Origin of the sequence: Brachybacterium sp. EE-P12, from assembly GCF_003711805.1 — a bacterium.
GTDB lineage: Bacteria > Actinomycetota > Actinomycetes > Actinomycetales > Dermabacteraceae > Brachybacterium.
This window is the reverse complement of record NZ_QXCP01000006.1, coordinates 254,504-271,668: the sequence shown is the minus strand read 5'-3', so window position 1 is coordinate 271,668 and position 17,165 is coordinate 254,504. Positions and strand designations below refer to the sequence as shown.

At 72.2% G+C, this 17,165-nt stretch carries 14 protein-coding genes; 4 read left to right on the top strand and 10 right to left on the bottom strand.

What is annotated here, in order from left to right:
- Nucleotide 1: 1 nt before the first annotated feature.
- The gene (locus D1648_RS10750; protein WP_122941591.1) at nucleotides 2-1,252 is read right to left on the bottom strand and encodes an extracellular solute-binding protein; all 1,251 of its coding nucleotides are present in this window, start codon (nucleotides 1,250-1,252) and stop codon (nucleotides 2-4) included.
- A 302-nt stretch (nucleotides 1,253-1,554) separates the two neighbouring features.
- Between D1648_RS10750 and D1648_RS10745 the strand changes: the two genes are divergently transcribed.
- Entirely contained in the window at nucleotides 1,555-3,105 is a 1,551-nt protein-coding gene (locus D1648_RS10745) for a DUF1846 domain-containing protein (protein ID WP_122941589.1), read from the top strand.
- 9 nt (nucleotides 3,106-3,114) lie between these two features.
- Nucleotides 3,115-3,870 carry an alpha/beta hydrolase gene (locus D1648_RS10740; RefSeq protein WP_241155445.1) on the top strand — a complete coding sequence of 252 codons (756 nt, stop codon included), beginning with the start codon at nucleotides 3,115-3,117 and terminating at the stop codon, nucleotides 3,868-3,870.
- Between the two features lie 22 nt (nucleotides 3,871-3,892).
- Here D1648_RS10740 and D1648_RS10735 read toward each other — a convergent pair whose 3' ends face one another.
- The 9 genes from D1648_RS10735 to D1648_RS10695 form a co-directional block, all read right to left on the bottom strand.
- The gene (locus D1648_RS10735) at nucleotides 3,893-4,843 is read right to left on the bottom strand and encodes an endonuclease/exonuclease/phosphatase family protein (protein ID WP_122941585.1); all 951 of its coding nucleotides are present in this window, start codon (nucleotides 4,841-4,843) and stop codon (nucleotides 3,893-3,895) included.
- 210 nt (nucleotides 4,844-5,053) lie between these two features.
- Nucleotides 5,054-5,896, bottom strand: coding sequence for an Ltp family lipoprotein (locus D1648_RS10730; RefSeq protein WP_122941583.1), 843 nt, complete (start codon nucleotides 5,894-5,896; stop codon nucleotides 5,054-5,056).
- A gap of 282 nt (nucleotides 5,897-6,178) precedes the next feature.
- On the bottom strand, nucleotides 6,179-6,520 hold the full coding sequence (locus tag D1648_RS10725) for a hypothetical protein (protein WP_122941581.1): 342 nt from the start codon (nucleotides 6,518-6,520) through the stop codon (nucleotides 6,179-6,181).
- On the bottom strand, nucleotides 6,517-7,773 hold the full coding sequence (locus D1648_RS10720) for an ATP/GTP-binding protein (RefSeq protein ID WP_122941579.1): 1,257 nt from the start codon (nucleotides 7,771-7,773) through the stop codon (nucleotides 6,517-6,519). Before D1648_RS10720 ends, D1648_RS10725 begins: the two co-directional genes overlap by 4 nt.
- A gap of 38 nt (nucleotides 7,774-7,811) precedes the next feature.
- Nucleotides 7,812-8,945, bottom strand: a complete 1,134-nt coding sequence (locus tag D1648_RS10715) for a cysteine desulfurase family protein (RefSeq protein WP_122941577.1) — start codon at nucleotides 8,943-8,945, stop codon at nucleotides 7,812-7,814.
- Nucleotides 8,946-8,954: 9 nt separating this feature from the next.
- Nucleotides 8,955-9,827 carry a carboxylating nicotinate-nucleotide diphosphorylase gene (gene nadC / locus D1648_RS10710; protein WP_122941575.1) on the bottom strand — a complete coding sequence of 291 codons (873 nt, stop codon included), beginning with the start codon at nucleotides 9,825-9,827 and terminating at the stop codon, nucleotides 8,955-8,957.
- Nucleotides 9,821-11,377, bottom strand: a complete 1,557-nt coding sequence (nadB, locus tag D1648_RS10705) for an L-aspartate oxidase (protein WP_122941573.1) — start codon at nucleotides 11,375-11,377, stop codon at nucleotides 9,821-9,823. The genes nadC and nadB overlap by 7 nt, the downstream gene beginning before the upstream one ends.
- Nucleotides 11,374-12,687, bottom strand: coding sequence for a quinolinate synthase NadA (gene nadA, locus D1648_RS10700; protein WP_122941570.1), 1,314 nt, complete (start codon nucleotides 12,685-12,687; stop codon nucleotides 11,374-11,376). Before nadA ends, nadB begins: the two co-directional genes overlap by 4 nt.
- 25 nt (nucleotides 12,688-12,712) lie before the next feature.
- Nucleotides 12,713-13,402, bottom strand: coding sequence for an NUDIX domain-containing protein (locus tag D1648_RS10695; protein WP_122941568.1), 690 nt, complete (start codon nucleotides 13,400-13,402; stop codon nucleotides 12,713-12,715).
- A gap of 205 nt (nucleotides 13,403-13,607) precedes the next feature.
- Here D1648_RS10695 and D1648_RS10690 point away from each other — a divergent pair, with 205 nt between their 5' ends.
- Both D1648_RS10690 and recQ read left to right on the top strand, forming a co-directional pair.
- Nucleotides 13,608-15,167: a DHA2 family efflux MFS transporter permease subunit gene (locus D1648_RS10690; protein WP_122941565.1), complete on the top strand. Its 1,560-nt coding sequence runs from the start codon at nucleotides 13,608-13,610 to the stop codon at nucleotides 15,165-15,167.
- A 79-nt stretch (nucleotides 15,168-15,246) separates the two neighbouring features.
- Complete coding sequence (recQ, locus tag D1648_RS10685; RefSeq protein ID WP_122941563.1) at nucleotides 15,247-17,136, top strand: DNA helicase RecQ; 1,890 nt, start codon at nucleotides 15,247-15,249, stop codon at nucleotides 17,134-17,136.
- The last annotated feature ends 29 nt before the right edge of the window (nucleotides 17,137-17,165 follow it).

Here is a 17,165-nt window from a genome sequence, read left to right as displayed (position 1 = left end):
GTCAGTCGACGGTCCGGGCGGCTTCGTCGAACGCCTCGGCCGGGTCGGTGTCGTCGACGAGCACGCGCTGGTTCGCGGTGTAGATGGCCTTCGCGGTGCGCGGCCAGTCCGGTCCGAGCTGCGCGGTCCGGGACCTCGCGGTGGAGACCTGGTCGACGAAGGTGCTGAGGTCGGGGTTCTCGGCGGCGAACTGCGCGGCCGCCTCGGCGTCCCCGGGGATGGTGGAGCGCTCCTGCGCCATGGCGAGCTGGTTCTGCGGCGAGAGGAAGCCCTTCAGGAGGGCGGCGGCGTCGGCCTGGCGCTGCTCGTCACCGGTGACCGGGATGGTCCAGACCTCCCCGCCCAGCGGCGCCACCGAGGTCCCGCCGGGCTCGGGCACGGGGATCGTGACGACGTCCCACTCCAGCTCGGGGACGTCCTCGCGCAGACCCGCGATGTTCCAGGGCCCGTTGACGACCATGGCTGCGTTGCCGGCCTTGAACTGGTCCATCGCATCGCCCTGCTCCCAGTTGACGACCGAGCGGGACGCGCTCCCCTCCCCCACGAGGTCCCCCCACAGCCGGCTGGCGCCGAGCACGCCCTCCCCGTCGAGCTCCGTCTCGTCACCGCCGTTGGACCACATGAACGGCAGGAACTGCCAGGTGCCCTCGTAGGAGGCGGTCGCGGAGAAGGCGAGGCCGTAGCGCTCGGGGGTCGTCAGGGCGGCAGCCGCCTCCCGCAGCTCGTCCCAGGTGGTGGGCGGGGCGACGCCGGCGTCCTCGAGGGCGGCGACGTCGTAGAACAGCGCGATCGTGTTGACCGTGGGGGCGACGCCGTAGAGCGTCCCCTCGAACATCCCGAGGTCGGCGACCGCGGGAGTGAAGTCCTCGACGTCGATCCCGTACTGCTCCAGCGGTGCGAGCGCTCCGGAGGCGGCGACCTGCTGCACGTCGGGGTTGTCGAGCATGAGGAGGTCGGGCATCGTGCGCGAGGACCCCATCTGGAGCACCTTGGCGACGAGCTGGTCACCGGGGACGCGCTCGCGGGCGAAGGTGAGGCCCAGCTCTGCTGCGCTGGCCTCGAGGGCGCCGTCGATCGCGACATCGTCGGCCGGGGTGTTGTAGTAGTCGACGACGCGCAGCGCGCCGCCACCGCCGCCGGAGCGGCCGCCGCAGCCGCCGAGGGCCATGAGGGCGGGCACGGCCAGCGCGGTGAGCCCGAGCGCTCGACGGCCGGGCCGCCAAAGCGGTCGTCTCTGTGTCGTGGACGTCATCATCCTGCTCTCTGTCGGCATCGGCCGGATCCCTGCCGGCCTGTGTCGATTCGAATCGACATCGTGCACGACGATGCGCTCCGGCGGAGATCGGGGAGTCGAGAAGTCAGCGCGTCGGGATCTTCGATGAGCACACAGCGCGCCGATCGCCCCATCCTGGCTCACCGCGCGGCCGAGTGCAAGAACATCATCGATTCGATTCACCGGCGCTGTCAGGGCTTGCCCCGCGGGGCACGAGGACCTCCCCGCCCCTGCCCGCGAGGCGCGGTCCGCGCCGCCGCCCGCGGTGCTAGCGTGCCGGGGTGACCGCTTCGGACCCTCGCTCCCCTGCCACGACCACCGCCCCCGACGACGGGAGCCCCGGAGAGCGGATCGGCTTCGATCGCGAGCGGTACATCGCGCTGCAGTCGCGCCACATCCAGGAGCGCCGGGACGAGATCGGCGGGAAGCTCTACCTCGAGATGGGCGGGAAGCTCTTCGACGACCACCACGCCTCGCGCGTGCTGCCGGGCTTCACCCCGGACAACAAGATCGCGATGCTCGAGCAGCTGCGGGACGAGCTGGAGATCCTGGTGTGTCTGAACGCGAAGGACCTCGTGCGCCAGAAGGTCCGCGCGGATCTGGGCATCACCTACGAGGACGACGTGCTGCGGCTGATCGACATCTTCCGCGAGCGCGGTTTCCTGGTCGAGAACGTGGTCCTCACCCAGTTGGAGGAGACCAACCACGTCGCCCACGCCTTCGTCGAGCGGCTGCAGCGTCTGGGGCTGAAGGTCGCCCGGCACGGGGTGATCCCCGGCTACCCGCAGGACACCGCCCGGATCGTCTCCGAGCAGGGCTTCGGAGCGAACGAGTACACGGTCACCAGCCGCGACCTCATCGTGGTCACGGCCCCCGGGCCCGGCTCGGGCAAGCTCGCCACCTGCCTGTCGCAGATCTACCACGACCATCAGCGCGGCATCCCCTCCGGGTACGCGAAGTTCGAGACCTTCCCGATCTGGGATCTCCCGCTCGAGCATCCGGTGAACCTCGCCTACGAATCCGCGACGGCGGACCTCGACGACCTGAACCTCATCGACCCCTTCCACCTCGCCGCCTACGGCACGCAGGTCACCAGCTACAACCGGGATGTGGAGGTGTTCCCGCTGCTGCGCACGCTGCTGGAGCGGCTGACGGGCTCCTCCCCCTACGCCTCCCCCACCGACATGGGCGTGAACCTCGTGGGGGCGTGTATCACGGACGACGCCGTGTGCCGGGAGGCGTCCCGGCAGGAGATCATCCGCCGCTACTACAAGGCCCTCGTGCACGAGCGGATCCACGACGAGGACGACGTGGTCTCGCAGCGGATCGGGATGGTGATGTCCAAGGCGGGCTGCGCGCCGAGGGATCGCGCGGTCGTCGAGCCGGCGCTCGCCGTCGAGGCCCGCACCGGGGAGCCGGGAGCGGCGATCCAGCTGGCGGACGGCACGATCGTGGCGGGCAAGACCTCGGCCCTGCTCGGCTGCTCGGCGGCGATGCTGCTGAACGCCCTGAAGCACCTCGCCGGGCTGGACGATGCGGTGCAGCTTCTCTCCCCCTCCTCGATCGAGCCGATCCAGACCCTGAAGACGGAGCATCTGGGCTCGCGCAACCCTCGCCTGCACACCGACGAGGTCCTCATCGCCCTGTCTGTCTCCGCCTCGAACGACGAGAACGCACGACGGGCGCTGGACCAGCTCCGCAGCCTCGAGGGCTGCGACGTGCACACCACCACGATCCTCGGCACCGTGGACGAGGACATCTTCCGGAACCTCGGGATCTCGGTGACCTCCGAGCCGCGCTTCCTGCGCCGTGCGCTCTACCACAAGCGCTGAACGGTCGGCGTGCCCCGTTCCGCCCCTTCGGTCCGCCCCCTCCCCTTCCGTGTGCTCGGGGTGGTCATGGCGCTCGTGCTGATCGCGCTCGGGGCGTTCGCGGCGTGGAGCCGGATCGGGGTGATGGACGCCGAGCCCGAGCCGTGGCAGCGCGTCCTCGATGATCCGGGCATCTCCGAGGGCAGGACCGATGCCGGTCTCGTCCTGCGGCCCGCCGAGGACCAGGAGTCGGTGACCGGGCTCGTGTTCCAGCCGGGGGCGAAGGTCGCGCCGGAGGCCTACGCGGCGCGGCTCTCCTCCCTGGTGACCGAGCTCGGGATGACGGTGGTGATCGCGGATCCGCCGCTGCACCTCGCGCTGCTGGACCGTCGCGACCTGGACGAGCTCACCGCCGATGCGCCGGAGGTCGAGACCTGGCTCGTGGGAGGCCACTCGATGGGCGGAGTGCAGGCGTGCCGGCTGGCCGAGGACGCCGACGCCCTGATGCTGTTCGCGTCGTACTGCGCGAACGATCTCTCGAGCACGGACCTCCCCGTGCTGAGCCTCGCAGGCAGCGAGGACGGCCTGTCCACGCCGGAGAAGATCGCGGAGCACCGGGATCTGCTGCCGCAGGACGCCACGCTGGTCGAGATCGACGGCGCGAGCCATGCGAGCTTCGGCGACTACGGCACGCAGCAGGGCGACGGCACCGCGAGCGCCGACGACGCGGCGGTCGACGCCGCGATCGAGGAGGCCGTGGCGCAGCTCCTCGATGCCGCCTCCTGACGGCCGGGCCCGGGCTCGGCCGTCAGGGCAGCGAGATCAGCGCCTGCACCGGCACGTGATCGGAAGGGTAGGCGCCGGACGCGTCGCGCCACACGTTGATCGCCGCCTGCGTGGTGACGAGCTCGTCGGTGGTGAGCACCCAGTCGATCCGGTCACCGCCCTCGACGGGATCCTCGTAGGCGGGGAACGTGCCCCATGCCGGGGTGAGGCGCTTCTCGGCGGCCTCCCAGGCATCCAGCAGCGGCCCGTCCTCGACGAGGGTCGTGTAGGCGCTCGAGTCCTGGGCGCTGGAGTTGAAGTCACCGGTGACGACGGCGGGCAGGCCATCGAGCTCCCCGCCGTGGAGCAGATCGATCAGCGCCCCTGCGCTGCGGATCCGTGCGGTCTCGCTCTGGTGGTCGAAGTGCGTGTTGAGCATCGCGAACTCGGTGCCGGAGGCGAGGTCGCGCATCCGTGCGCGCACCACGATGCGGGTGACGGTGTTCCCCCAGGTGGCGGAGCCGATCAGTTCGGGAGTGTCGGAGAGCCAGAACTGGTCCCACTCGAGCACCTCGAGGCGGGTGGTGTCGTAGAAGATCGCGGAGTGCTCGCCGCCGCTGCCGCCCTCGCGCCCGTAGCCGATGCTGCGATGGCGCGGCAGCGCCTCCTCCACGGCGGTCAGCTGCCCGTACAGCGCCTCCTGGATGCCGAGCAGGGTGGGCTGCTCGCGCTCGAGCAGCTCGATGAGCAGCGGCCGACGGTCGGGCCAGTGGTCCGGATCGCCGGGGAGGGTGTCGCCGCTGCCGGAGCGGTCGTAGCGGATGTTGGCGCTCATCACGTGCAGCGCTCCTCGTCGGGCCCTGCCGATCAGGGCGCGGGAGGAGGCGCGTGCGGGAGCGGCGTCGGCCGGGCCGGCGACCGCGCCGAGGGCGGCACCTCCGGCGGCGGCGCCGAGGCCGGTGAGCACTGTGCGACGGGCGGGGACGGGGGCCATGGGGGCTCTCCTGGGCTGGATGTCGGGACCGCTGCCGACGCTAGCCACAGAAGCTGGCGTGACCAGGCGTTTCGCCGGTTTCGTGGGAGGGCTTCACCGAGTCGACGCCGACCGGCCATGCGCGCCCCGGTGCCCCGGACGCGGGGACGGGGCGGGGCCCGCGTGGACCTCGCCCCGTCCCCGGCGGCGCGGGCTCACGCCCGTGCGGGATCAGCCGTCGAGGTTCTCGACCGCGTAGTCGGCCTGCTCCTGGGTGAACTGGTCACCGTAGGGGGAGCTGAGCTGGTCGCGGATCGCCTCGGGCGACATGTCCATGGTGTCGCGGTAGCTGCGCGCGGACTCCAGGGCGTTCTGGTTCCAGTCCGCCTCGATGGTGTCGATCGCGTACTGGGCCTGTTCCTCGGTAAACTGATCGCCGTACTCGGAGGTGAGCTGGTCGTAGATGCCCTGCTTGGACAGGTGCAAGGTGTCCGAGTAGCTCTCGGCGGACTTCAGCGCATTGTCGTTCCAGTCCGCCTCGATGTTGTCGACGGCGTACTGGGCCGCCTCCTCGGAGAACTGGTCGGCGTACTCGGAGGTGAGCTGGTCGAAGAGGCCCTGCTTCGACATGTGCATGATCTCGGAGTAGGTCTCGGCGCTGTTCAGCGCGGAGGTGTACTCGGAGGGGACGTCGTCCTCGGCAGGGGCAGCCTCGTCAGCGGGCTCCTCCGAAGCGGGATCCTCGGCGGCGTCCTCGGAGCCCTCCTCCTCGGCAGCGACGTCCTCCTGCACGGCGTCCTCCTCCGCCGTATCCTCCTCGGTCACCGCAGGGGCGGCCTCGGTCGTGGAGGTGGGCTCCTCACCGTCGTCGGAGCTGGTGGCGACGATCGCGATGCATCCCGCGATGGCGAGCGCGAGGATCGCGAGGCATCCGCAGCCGGCGGCGATGAACCACTTGCGACGCTTCTTGGCCGGCGGGGCCGGGACCGCGGCGTTCTCGGGCGCTCCGAACTGGGGCGCGAAGGAGGGATCCGGGGTGCCCGGCTCGGGGGACGGGGGGAGGGTGCTGTTCACAGCGGAAGTCCTCTCTGGACATGGTGCGAAAGCCCCGGAGCACGGGCTGCGCTCGGGGAACTGCGGGGAGAGAGGCCTGCTGCGGGGTGCGGGTGCTCCTGGATCACTGGTGATCGTCCGCGCGGGGCCTGCAGTCGAATCCTGCAGCAGGGGTGTGACAGGCGAGGGACTGGACATCTGCAATGGGCCGGGAATCACATCCCTGCGGCGGCTGCGCAGGTCACGAGCAGGTCACGACCTGCCCGACGCATCGGGCCCGCTCGGCGTGCGCGGTCAGCTGGGTCAGCGTGGTGCAGGGCCGTCCCAGAGCCCGGCGTAGCGCTCGGCGAGCAGCGGCCAGACGTCCTCGATCGCGTCGGCGGACGTGGAGACGTGCTCCGCCTGTGCTGCCTCGAGCACGATCTCGTGGGGGATCACGCGCCCCGCCTCGTCGCGTCGGCCCTCGGGGTCGAGGAGCCGCACCGCGAGGAGCTCGTCGGCCCGCCAGCATCCCTCGGTCTCGTCCTCGTGCCCGGCGAAGGCACGTTCGTACAACGGCAGCGGGTCCGCGCCGGCGACCGCGTCGTCCACGTACAGGAAGCGGAACCCCCAGCGGCGGCCGCGCGTGGCCCAGAGCAGGATCACCGTCGGCTCCGGCGCAGCACGCCCTCGCGCTCGGCGCGCTCGAGCTCGATCTTGAAGCCGGTGAGCACGGCGGAGAGATGCTGCTTCTTCTCGAGCGCGCGGGCGTGGACGGCCTTGAGCTTCTCCCCCGCAAGCGAGGCGGCGTCCTGGACCATGTCCTTGCTCAGCAGCGGCACCACCGTCGCGAGGGCGGCGGAGAGCGCTCCGAGCCGCCCCGGGAGCCGGTGCCGCGCCCCGAACATCGCCAGCGCCAGCGCCCCGGTGCCGATCGTGCCTGCGTTCTCAGCGAGGTCGCGGGCCACCTTCGCAGGGATCTCCTGCCGCCGCGCCCAGGTGACGTGCCGTTCGAAGGGCAGCATCGCGGCGAGCGGCAGGATCACGTCCACCCCGATCCGCTCGCGGACGGCGATGCGGCCGGGCGTGAAGCGGGCCGAGGACAGCAGCAGCGCGTCCTCCCCCACGGCGAGCGCATCGTCCCCCTGCACCATCGACTCGATCGCCTCGCGCAGCTGCGCCAGCTCGTCCGCGGCCTTCTCGAGCACGAGCGCCTTGAAGCGATCCACGTCCAGCTCCGGCAGCAGGTCGGCCTTGGACAGCGCGAGCACCCAGATCCGCGGGAAGCGCACCAGTTCCCTGCCGTCCTCGAGGATGTCCTCCCGCAGCCGCACCAGACCTGTGCGCAGGGTGTGGAAGAGCGCCTTGAGGTAGCGCTCCTCCTCGCCGGCGGCGTCCTTCAGCTTCTGGCCGTCCACCATCAGCAGCGCCACATCGGAAACGAGCAGGCTGCGGAACGCCTCGATGCGGCGACGCTCCTCCTCGGGCCCGCTGACCGAGCGCTCGAACCATTCCCCGGGATAGTCGTGCCACACGAGCTGCACCGCCTCGACGGGCATCGCCTTGCGCTCGGCGGCGCTCGGGGTGGCGCGCAGGGAGAGGGTGAAGCGGTAGGGCTCGGCGCGGAAGCGGTTCCCGGCGGGCACCTCGGCGGAGCTCTCCATGCGGAAGTAGTTCTTCAGCAGCCGGTCGCCCTGGGTGGCGTCGTCGGCGACGAGGTCGTAGAGCTGCGTCGTCCCGGAGTCCTCGCGTCCGGCGGCGTCCTGCGCGGCGCCGTAGAACGAGGACAGCAGCACGGTCTTGCCGCTGCCGCTCTCGCCGAACACGGCGATGTGCTGCTCGAGGCGCCTGCTGCGCGGCGCCGGTCGTCGAAGGATCCGCCGGGGAAGGATTCGCCTGGTCTTCTCACGAGCCGCCATGCCCCGAGACTAGGGCACGGCTCCGGCGCCGCCCGTCCTCACCCCTGGGCGAGGACCTCGCAGATCACCGTCGCGGCCTGCTCGACCTCGGCGGGGATGAGCCCCCGGCCCAGGGTGAAGCGCACCGCGGTCTGGGCGATCTCCCGTGGGATGCCCAGCGCCACGAGCACGTGGGAGGGCTCGTCGCTCCCGGCGGCGCAGGCCGAGCCGCTGGAGGAGATCACACCCCGCTCGGCGAGGTCCAGCACGATCGACTCGCCGCTGCGACCGGGGACGCAGAAGGAGGCATGTCCGGGCAGCCGCGCCCCGGGCCGGTCGATGTCCGGTCCTGTCAGCAGCACGCCGGCACGGGCTGCGAGCGTGCGGCGGATGAGGAGGTCCCGCAGCGGCTCGAGCCGTGCGACCGTCTCGAGGCGCTCGGACTCGGCGAGCTCGAGCGCGACGGCGAGCGCGGCGGCGAAGGCGACGTTCTCGGTGCCGGAGCGCCGACCGCCCTCCTGACCGCCGCCGTGCACGAGCGGCTCGACCGGATGCCTGCCCCGGATCATCGCCAGCCCGGATCCCTTGGGGGCGCCGAGCTTGTGCCCGGACAGCGTCAACGCATCCACGTCGAGGCCCCGCAGATCGACGAGGCCGGCGGCCTGGACGGCGTCGGTGTGCAGGAGCGCGCCGGCGTCATGGGCGACCTCGGCGAGCGCACGGATGTCCTGGACCGTGCCGATCTCGTTGTTGCCCAGGGCGAGCGAGACCAGGGTCGTGTCCTCGCGGAGCACGGCCCGCAGCGCCTCGGGGCTCACGGCACCGTCAGGAGCCACCGCGACGTGGTCCACCTCGAAGCCGTGGACGCGGCGGAGGTGGTCGATGCTCTCCAGCACCGCCTCGTGCTCGGTGGGGGCGGTGACCAGGTGCCTCCCGCGAGGGGAGGCGAGGGCGAGCCCCTTGAGGGCGAGGTTCGCCGCTTCGGTGCCGCCGGCGGTGAAGACGATGTCGCTGCGGCGCACCCCGAGCACGGCGGCGGCGCGCGCCCGGGCGTCCTCGAGCCCGGCGGCGGCGGCCTCGCCCAGCGGATGGTGGCTGGACGGGTTGCCGAAGGTGCCGGTGAGATAGGGCCAGGCGGCCTCGAGCGCCTCGCGGCGCACCGGGGCGGTGGCGGCGCTGTCCAGGTAGATCATCCTGCGGCCTCAGGCGGTGACGGTCATGTCGAGGCCGAGATCGAGGTGCGGTGCGCTGTGGGTGAGGGCACCGGAGGAGATCACGTCGACTCCGGTGCGGGCGATGTCGGCGACGGTCTCGAGGGTGACGGTCCCGCTCGCCTCGACGACTGCGCGGCCGGCGACCAGCTCCACGCCGCGGGCCAGGTCCGGCAGGGAGAAGTTGTCGAGCATGATCACGTCGACGCCTCCGGCGAGCACTGGCTCGATCTGCTCCAGACGGTCCACCTCCACCTCGAGCGCGGTGGTGTGTCCGAGACGGGCGCGGGCGCAGCGGATCGCCTCGGTCAGGTCCAGACCCTGCTGCTCGAGCACGGCCAGATGGTTGTCCTTCGCCATCACCGCGTCGGAGAGGGAGAAGCGGTGGTTGACCCCGCCGCCGCAGCGCACGGCATGGCGCTCCAGCGCCCTCAGGCCCGGGGTCGTCTTGCGGGTGTCGGTGACGGAGGCTCCCGTCCCCTCCACCGCGTCGACGAAGCGCCGGGTGAGGGTCGCGATGCCGCACATCCGCTGGAGGAGGTTCAGGGCCACTCGCTCGGCCTGGACCACGGCACGCGCGGGTCCGGTGACGGTCGCCAGCACGTCGCCGGCGGCGAAGCGGTCGCCGTCCGCCGCCAGGGGATGGATCCGCACCGCGGGATCGGTGAGCCGGAAGGCGGCGGCGAACACGTCGATGCCGGCGAGGACTCCCGGCTCGCGCGCGGCGAGCTCGGCGCCCGCCGTGGCCTCGGCGGGGAGGAACACCTCGGCGGTGAGGTCGCCCCACGGGGCGTCCTCGGCGAGGGCGGCGGAGACCACGGCCTCGATCCGGGCGGTGGGGAGCGTGGGGGCGGTGGTCAGCATGCGTGGTCCTCCTGGGTCGGGGCGTGTGGGGTGTCGAGTCGGTGGTGGGCGCCGACGGAGTCGCGGCGTGCCAGGGCGCGGTCGACGAGCAGACGGGCGAGGTCGAGGAGGTTGCGGTCCTCGAGCGCGGCGATCGTGGCGATGCTCGCGGGCTCCGGAGCGTGCCGGTCGGCGAGGGCCCGAGCGGCCTCCTCCAGCGCGGCACCGGTGCGCAGGAGCCCGGCGCTGCTCCACATCAGCTGCTGCACAGCGGCGCGGGAGAACGCCGTGCCGGCGGGCTGGGCGGCGATGGGGTGGCGGTGCGGCGTGGCGGCGCTGCCGTCGGCGTGCCGGGCGGCGAGGGAGGCTGCGGCCTGCCCCGCACGCGTCCCGAACACGGCACCCTCGAGCAGCGAGTTGGAGGCCAGCCGGTTCGCGCCGTGGACACCGGTGCGGGCGCATTCGCCGGCCGCGAGCAGTCCGGGCAGGGAGGTCCCGCCGTCGAGGTCGGTGAGGATCCCTCCCATCCAGTAGTGGGCGGCGGGGGTGACGGGCACCGACGTGCGGGACCAGTCGATCCCGTGCCTGCGCAGCGCCGCGTCGATGGTCGGGAACCGCTCCCGCAGCCGTGCCCGACCGATCCCGGTGGCGTCCAGCTGCACGGGCCTGCCCGCCTGGGTGCGCATCACGTCCGCGATGGCACGGGCGACCACGTCCCGCGGGGCGAGCTCGGCGCGCGGATCGACGGCAGGCAGGAAGCGCCGGCCCTTCTCGTCGCGCAGCACGGCACCTTCTCCGCGCACCGCCTCGGAGATCAGAAAGCTCTCCGGACCGGCCAGGGCGGTGGGATGGAACTGGTAGAACTCCAGGTCCGCGAGCACGGCCCCGGCCCTCCAGGCGGCGGCGATCCCGTCCCCCGTGGCGACGGCGGGGTTGGTGGTGTGGGCGAAGAGCTGTCCTGCACCGCCGGTGGCGAGCACGGTGGCGGCCGCGCGGACCGAGGTCCGCCGCCCGTCGGCCGCGAGCAGCTCGGCGCCGACGACACGACCGGACCCGACCAGCAGGTCCACCAGCGCCGTGTGCTCGCGCACCACGAGGCGGTCGGCACGCCTCGCCGCCCGCACCAGGGCCCGCTGGATCTCCCGGCCGGTCGCGTCGCCGCCGGCGTGGAGGATGCGCGCCCGACCGTGCGCGCCCTCCAGCCCCAGAGCGTAGGGCGACCGGCCGGGTCCGGCGGCAGGCCGCACACGGTCGAAGGCGACGCCATGCGCGAGGAGCTCCCGGATCGCTGCGGGGCCCTCCTCGCAGAGCACCTGCACCGCCTCCACCTCGCAGAGCCCGGCTCCCGCCTCGAGGGTGTCCCGGGCGTGCTCGTCGGGCGAGTCGCCGGGGCCCACGGCACCGGCGATCCCTCCCTGCGCGCAGGAGGTGGCGCCGTCGGTCAGCGCCCCCTTGGTCACCAGCAGCACGTCGGCGGTGCGCGAGGCGCGCAGCGCCGCGGTCAGCCCGGCGATCCCGGACCCGATCACCAGCACCTGCGTCCGCGTCGGGGCACCGCCCGTTGCGGTCATGCTCGGCGCCCCGCGCCGGCGGGGACCGTGCCCGGCTTCGCGGCGAGCATCCGCTCCAGCGCGAGTCGGGCCGGCTCGGCGACGTCCGGGCCGACGGTGATGCGGTTGACGACCTCCCCGGCCAGCAGCGACTCGAGCACCCAGGCGAGATAGCCGGGGTGGATGCGGTACATGGTCGAGCAGGGGCACACCACCGGATCGAGGCAGAAGACGGTGTGCTGCGGATTCTCGGCGGCGAGGCGCTGGACCAGGTTGATCTCGGTGCCGATCGCGAAGGTCGTGGGCTCGGCCGCGTCCTCGATCACACGGCGGATGTAGTCGGTGGAGCCGGACTCGTCGGCCGCGTCGACAACGGGCATCGGGCATTCGGGGTGGACGATGACGCGCACGCCGGGGTGCTCGGCGCGGGCCTTGTCGATCTGGGCGGTGGTGAATCGCTTGTGCACGGAGCAGAATCCGTGCCAGAGCACCACCTTCGCGTCGTGCAGCTCCTGGGCGTCGTTGCCGCCGAGCGGTCGGCGCGGGTTCCACATCGGCATCCGATCCAGCGGGATGCCCATCTGCTTGGCGGTGTTGCGACCCAGGTGCTGGTCGGGGAAGAACAGCACTCGTCGGCCCCTGGCGAAGGCCCATTCGAGCACCGTGGTCGCGTTGGAGGAGGTGCACACGATCCCTCCGTGGCGACCCACGAAGCCCTTGAGCGCGGCCGAGGAGTTCATGTACGTGACGGGGACGATCGGCAGCAGCCCGTCGGCGTCCTCGCTCTCGCCGCCATAGACCTCCATCAGCTGCTCCCATGCCTCCTCGACCTGGTCGATGTCGGCCATGTCCGCCATCGAGCAGCCGGCGGCGAGGTTGGGCAGGATCACGGACTGCTCGCGGCCGGAGAGGAGATCGGCGGTCTCGGCCATGAAGTGCACGCCGCAGAAGATGATGGCCTCCGCCTCGGTGCGGGCCTTCGCGGCGGTGGCGAGCTGGAAGGAGTCGCCCACGTAGTCGGCGTATCGCACCACTTCGTCGCGCTGGTAGAAGTGCCCGAGCACCACCACACGGTCGCCCAGCTCGGCCTTCGCGGCGAGGATCCGGCGGTCCAGCTCTTCGGCACTCGCCTCGCGGTATTCCTGGGGGATCTCGCCCTGGGACGGGGAGCCGGCGGGGATCGGGTCGGCCATCGAGGCGCCGGGGCCGTATCCGGGACCGGAGGCGTCCACGTCCCACGGTGCGTCGAGCAGGCTGGTGGAGCAGCTGGAGCCGGTGGCGCCGCGGGCGTTGAGATCGCGCAGCGTGAGGTCGACGGAGGCGGTGGTCATCGGTATCTCCTGTGGGTCGGGGAGGTCAGCTCTCGGTGAGCGGTCCGTTGTCGGTGAGCTGGATCGAATGGTCGTGCCGGTACAGGCGCGCAGGACGGTGGCGGCCTCCGGTGCGGAACTCCTCGGTGGCGACGAGCCGTCCGGAGGCTTCGATCTGTCGGCGGAAGTTCGCGGGGTCCAGACGGCGCTGGAGCACCGCCTCGTGGACACCGCGCAGTTCGGCGAGGGTGAAGCTCTCGCCGAGGAAGGCGGCGGCGATGCGGGAGTACTCGACCTTGTTGCGCAGCCGCCACAGGGCGTACTCGACGATCAGGGAGTGGTCGAAGGCGAGCTCGGGCAGCTCGTCGGCGACGAACCAGCGGACGTTCACGCCGACTGCGCCGGCATCGGCCTCCTCGGGACGCACCAGGGCCCAGTAGACGATCGAGACGGTGCGCTCGGCCGTGCTCGGAGCACGGTCGAGCCCGCCGAAGGCGTAGAGCTGCTCGAGGTAGCTGGGGCTGAGCCGGGTGGTCTCCTGCAGCGTGCGCGCGGCCGCGGCCGCGAGTCCCTCCTGCGCGCCGAGGGGTCCGCCGGGCAGCGCCCAGCGCCCCTGGTGGGGCTGGCGTATGCGGCGCACGAGGGGCACCCAGAGCACCGGCAGCTGCGTCCGGGGATGCGGGCGCAGCGCGAAGATGACGGTCGAGACCGCCAGGGACAGCGGAGCGTCGGCCACGACACCTCCTGTTAAAGTCAAAGGGACCTTTACTGGTGCCGAGGAGGTTAGTTTCGCCCTGACCAGAACCGGGCGCCTCGCGGCCGAGGTGTGGTCGGCGTCACGTGACGGGTGACTCTAACTCGGGGGCCGGTCGCCGCGGACCGGGCGTAGCCTTCCTCTGCGCTCTCCCCGGGGCGCCGCCCCGCAGCGCTGAAGGACATCCATGGCCCCCACCGAGCACTCCGCCGCGACCGACACCGCCCGCGACCCCCGCCTGGACCGGCCCTGGCCCGCGCTGTGGTCGATCGTGCTGGGCTTCTTCATGATCCTGGTGGACACCACCATCGTCACGGTCGCGATCCCGCGCATGCAGGAGGACCTGGGCGCCGATCTGACCACCCTGCTGTGGGTCACCAGCGCCTATCTGCTCGCCTATGCGGTGCCGCTGCTGATCACGGGCCGGCTCGGCGACCGGCTGGGGCTGAAGTCCGTCTACCTCGTGGGGCTGGCGGTCTTCACCGCCTCGAGCCTGTGGTGCGGGCTCGCCGGCAGCGTGGAGATGCTCGTGCTGGCGCGCGTGGTGCAGGGGCTCGGCGCGGGGATGATGACGCCGCAGACGATGTCGATGATCACCCGCATGTTCTCCCCGCAGCAGCGTGGTCAGGCGATGGCCGTCTGGGGTGCGACCGCCGGGGTCGCGAGCCTCGTCGGCCCCGTGCTCGGCGGGATCCTGGTCGACGGCCCGGGCTGGCAGTGGATCTTCTTCGTCAACGTGCCCGTCGGCGTGCTCGCGCTCGCGCTCGTGCAGCGGAACGTCCCGCGCTTCTCCCGTCGCTCGCACTCCTTCGACTGGGTCGGCGTGGTGCTCTCGGCGACCGGCCTGTTCCTGCTGGTCTTCGGGATCCAGGAGGGCGACACCTACGACTGGGGGACGATCACGGACTCGCTCGTGATCGGTCCGGTGGACACGCATCTGCCGCTCAGCGTGCCCGCGCTGATCGTCTCCGGCCTCGTGGTGCTGACCGTGTTCGTGGTGTGGCAGGCGGTGATGCGGCGCGAGCCGCTGGTGCCGCTGTCGCTGTTTCGAGACCGCAACTTCTCCGTCGCGAACGTGGCGATCGCGATGATGGGTGCGACGGTGCTGACCTTCGCGATCCCCTCGACGCTGTTCTTCCAGCAGGTGATGGGGATGAGCCCGACGCAGGCGGCGCTGATGACGGCGCCCTCGGCGGTGCTCTCCCTGACCCTCGCCCCACTGGTCGGTCGGTGGATGACCAGCCATGACCCGCGCCGCCTGGCGCTGATCGGCTTCGCCTCGCTGACGATCGGGCTGCTGTGGCTCTCCCGCCTGATGTCGCCCGAGGCCTCCGTGATCCTGCTGCTGGCGCCGTTCGTGCTGATCGGGATCGGCAATGCGTTCGTCTGGGGACCGCTGTCCCTGACCGCCACCCGGAACCTCCCGCCCTCCAAGGCGGGGGCAGGGTCCGGGGTCTACAACGAGACGCGGCAGGTCGGCTCCGTGCTCGGCTCCGCCGCGATCGCGACGCTCATGGCCGACCGCCTCGCCGCGCGGATCGGCGAGACGACCGGCGGAGCGGCGGCAGGCGCCCCGTCCGGGGCGGAGGCCCGCTCCGGGACCCTGCCGGAGTTCCTGCACGCCCCCTACGCGGCCGCGATGGCCGAGGCGATGCTGCTGCCGGTGGGGCTGGCCGCCGTGGGCGTGCTCGCCGCGCTGGCGATCGGCCGTCCGATCGACACCGGGGTGTGGGCGAAGGACGAGTGAGCGCCGGCCGGTCGGCGGCCGTCCACAGCGCGTCCGCCGCGCTCGCGACCCGTCCGCCGCGCGGCCTACAGTGGCGGTCATGAGCACACCGCCTTCCGCCGACCCGATCTCCGCCCTGCGGGAGGGGGATGCCGGGCAGGCGGAAGCGGCGCTGGGGATCCTCTCGCGCGTCTTCGGCTACGACGCCTTCCGCGGCGAGCAGGCCGCGATCATCGAGCAGGTCGCGAGCGGCGGCGATGCGGTGGTGCTCATGCCCACCGGGGGCGGCAAGTCCCTGTGCTACCAGATCCCGGCGCTGCTGCGGGAGGGCACCGGGATCGTGGTCTCGCCGCTGATCGCGCTGATGGCGGACCAGGTCGCAGCGCTGGAGGGCGTGGGCATCCGCGCCGCCTATCTGAACTCCTCCCTCGAGGCCCATGAGGCACAGGCCGTCGAGCAGCAGCTGCTCGCCGGGGAGCTGGACCTGCTGTACATGGCGCCGGAGCGGCTGGTCCTGCCTCGCACCGTGCAGCTGCTGCAGCGGGCGCAGCTGGCCCTGTTCGCGATCGACGAGGCCCACTGCGTCTCCCAGTGGGGGCACGACTTCCGCCCCGACTACCTGGGCCTGTCGATGCTCGCCGAGGCCTTCCCGGCCGTGCCGCGGATCGCGCTGACGGCGACCGCGACCGAGGCCACGCACCGCGAGCTCACAGAGCGGCTGCAGCTGCAGCAGGCCCGGCACTTCGTCTCGAGCTTCGACCGGCCGGGCATCCAGTACCGCATCGAGCCGAAGGCCTCCCCGCGCGAGCAGCTCCTGCGGCTGATCACCGCCGAGCACGAGGGCGACTCCGGCATCGTCTACTGCCTCTCGCGCAAGTCGGTGGAGACCACCGCGCAATGGCTCGCGGACCGCGGCATCCCCGCGCTCCCCTATCACGCGGGCCTCCCGCCCGAGGTGCGCCAGGACCACCAGGAGCGGTTCCTGCGCGCCGACGGGCTGATCATGGTCGCGACCATCGCCTTCGGCATGGGGATCGACAAGCCCGACGTGCGCTTCGTCGCCCATCTGGACCTCCCGAAGTCCATCGAGGGGTACTACCAGGAGACCGGCCGCGCGGGCCGCGACGGACTGCCGTCGACGGCGTGGATGGCCTACGGCCTCGGCGACGTGGTCAGCCAGCGGAAGTTCATCGAGGGCGGCGAGGGCTCCGAGCAGTTCAAGCGCAACGCCCGCGCGCACCTGGACGCGATGCTCGCCCTGTGCGAGACGGTCGACTGCCGCCGCGTGCAGCTGCTGCGCTACTTCGGCCAGGACTCCTCCCCGTGCGGCAACTGCGACACCTGCCTGAACCCGCCGCAGACCTGGGACGCGACCGTCGCCGCGCAGAAGCTGCTCTCCGCCGTGATCCGCCTCGAGCGCGAGCGCGGGCAGCGCTTCGGCTCCGGCCAGGTGATCGACGTGCTGCTGGGAAGGGAGAACGAGCGCTCGGCGAGCTCCCGGCATCACGAGCTGAGCGTGTGGGGCATCGGCGAGGAGCTGACGGAGAAGGAGTGGCGCACCGCGATCCGGCAGCTGCTGGCCCGCGGGATCCTCGAGGCCGAGGGCGACTACGGCGTGCTCGTCCCCGGACCCCAGGCCGGCCCCGTGCTCCGCTCCGAGGAGACGGTGCAGCTCGCCGTCGACCGCACGCCCCAGCGCGCCTCCCGCGGCGGGGGCCGACGCGCCGGCGGCGCCCCCCGCGCCGCAGAGTCCCTCGAGCCCGCCCAGCGGGAGCGCTTCGAGGCGCTGCGCGCCTGGCGCACCGAGGTCGCGAAGCAGAAGCAGATCCCGCCCTACATGGTCTTCTCCGACGCGACGCTGGTGGGGATCGTCGAGACCTCCCCGCAGTCCGTCCAGCAGCTCGGCACCGTCAGCGGGGTGGGCGCGAAGAAGCTCGCCGAGTACGGCGAGGACGTGCTCGAGGCGCTCTCGGGCACTGCCGCAGGCTGAGCACCGCCCCGTCTATCCTGCGGGCACAC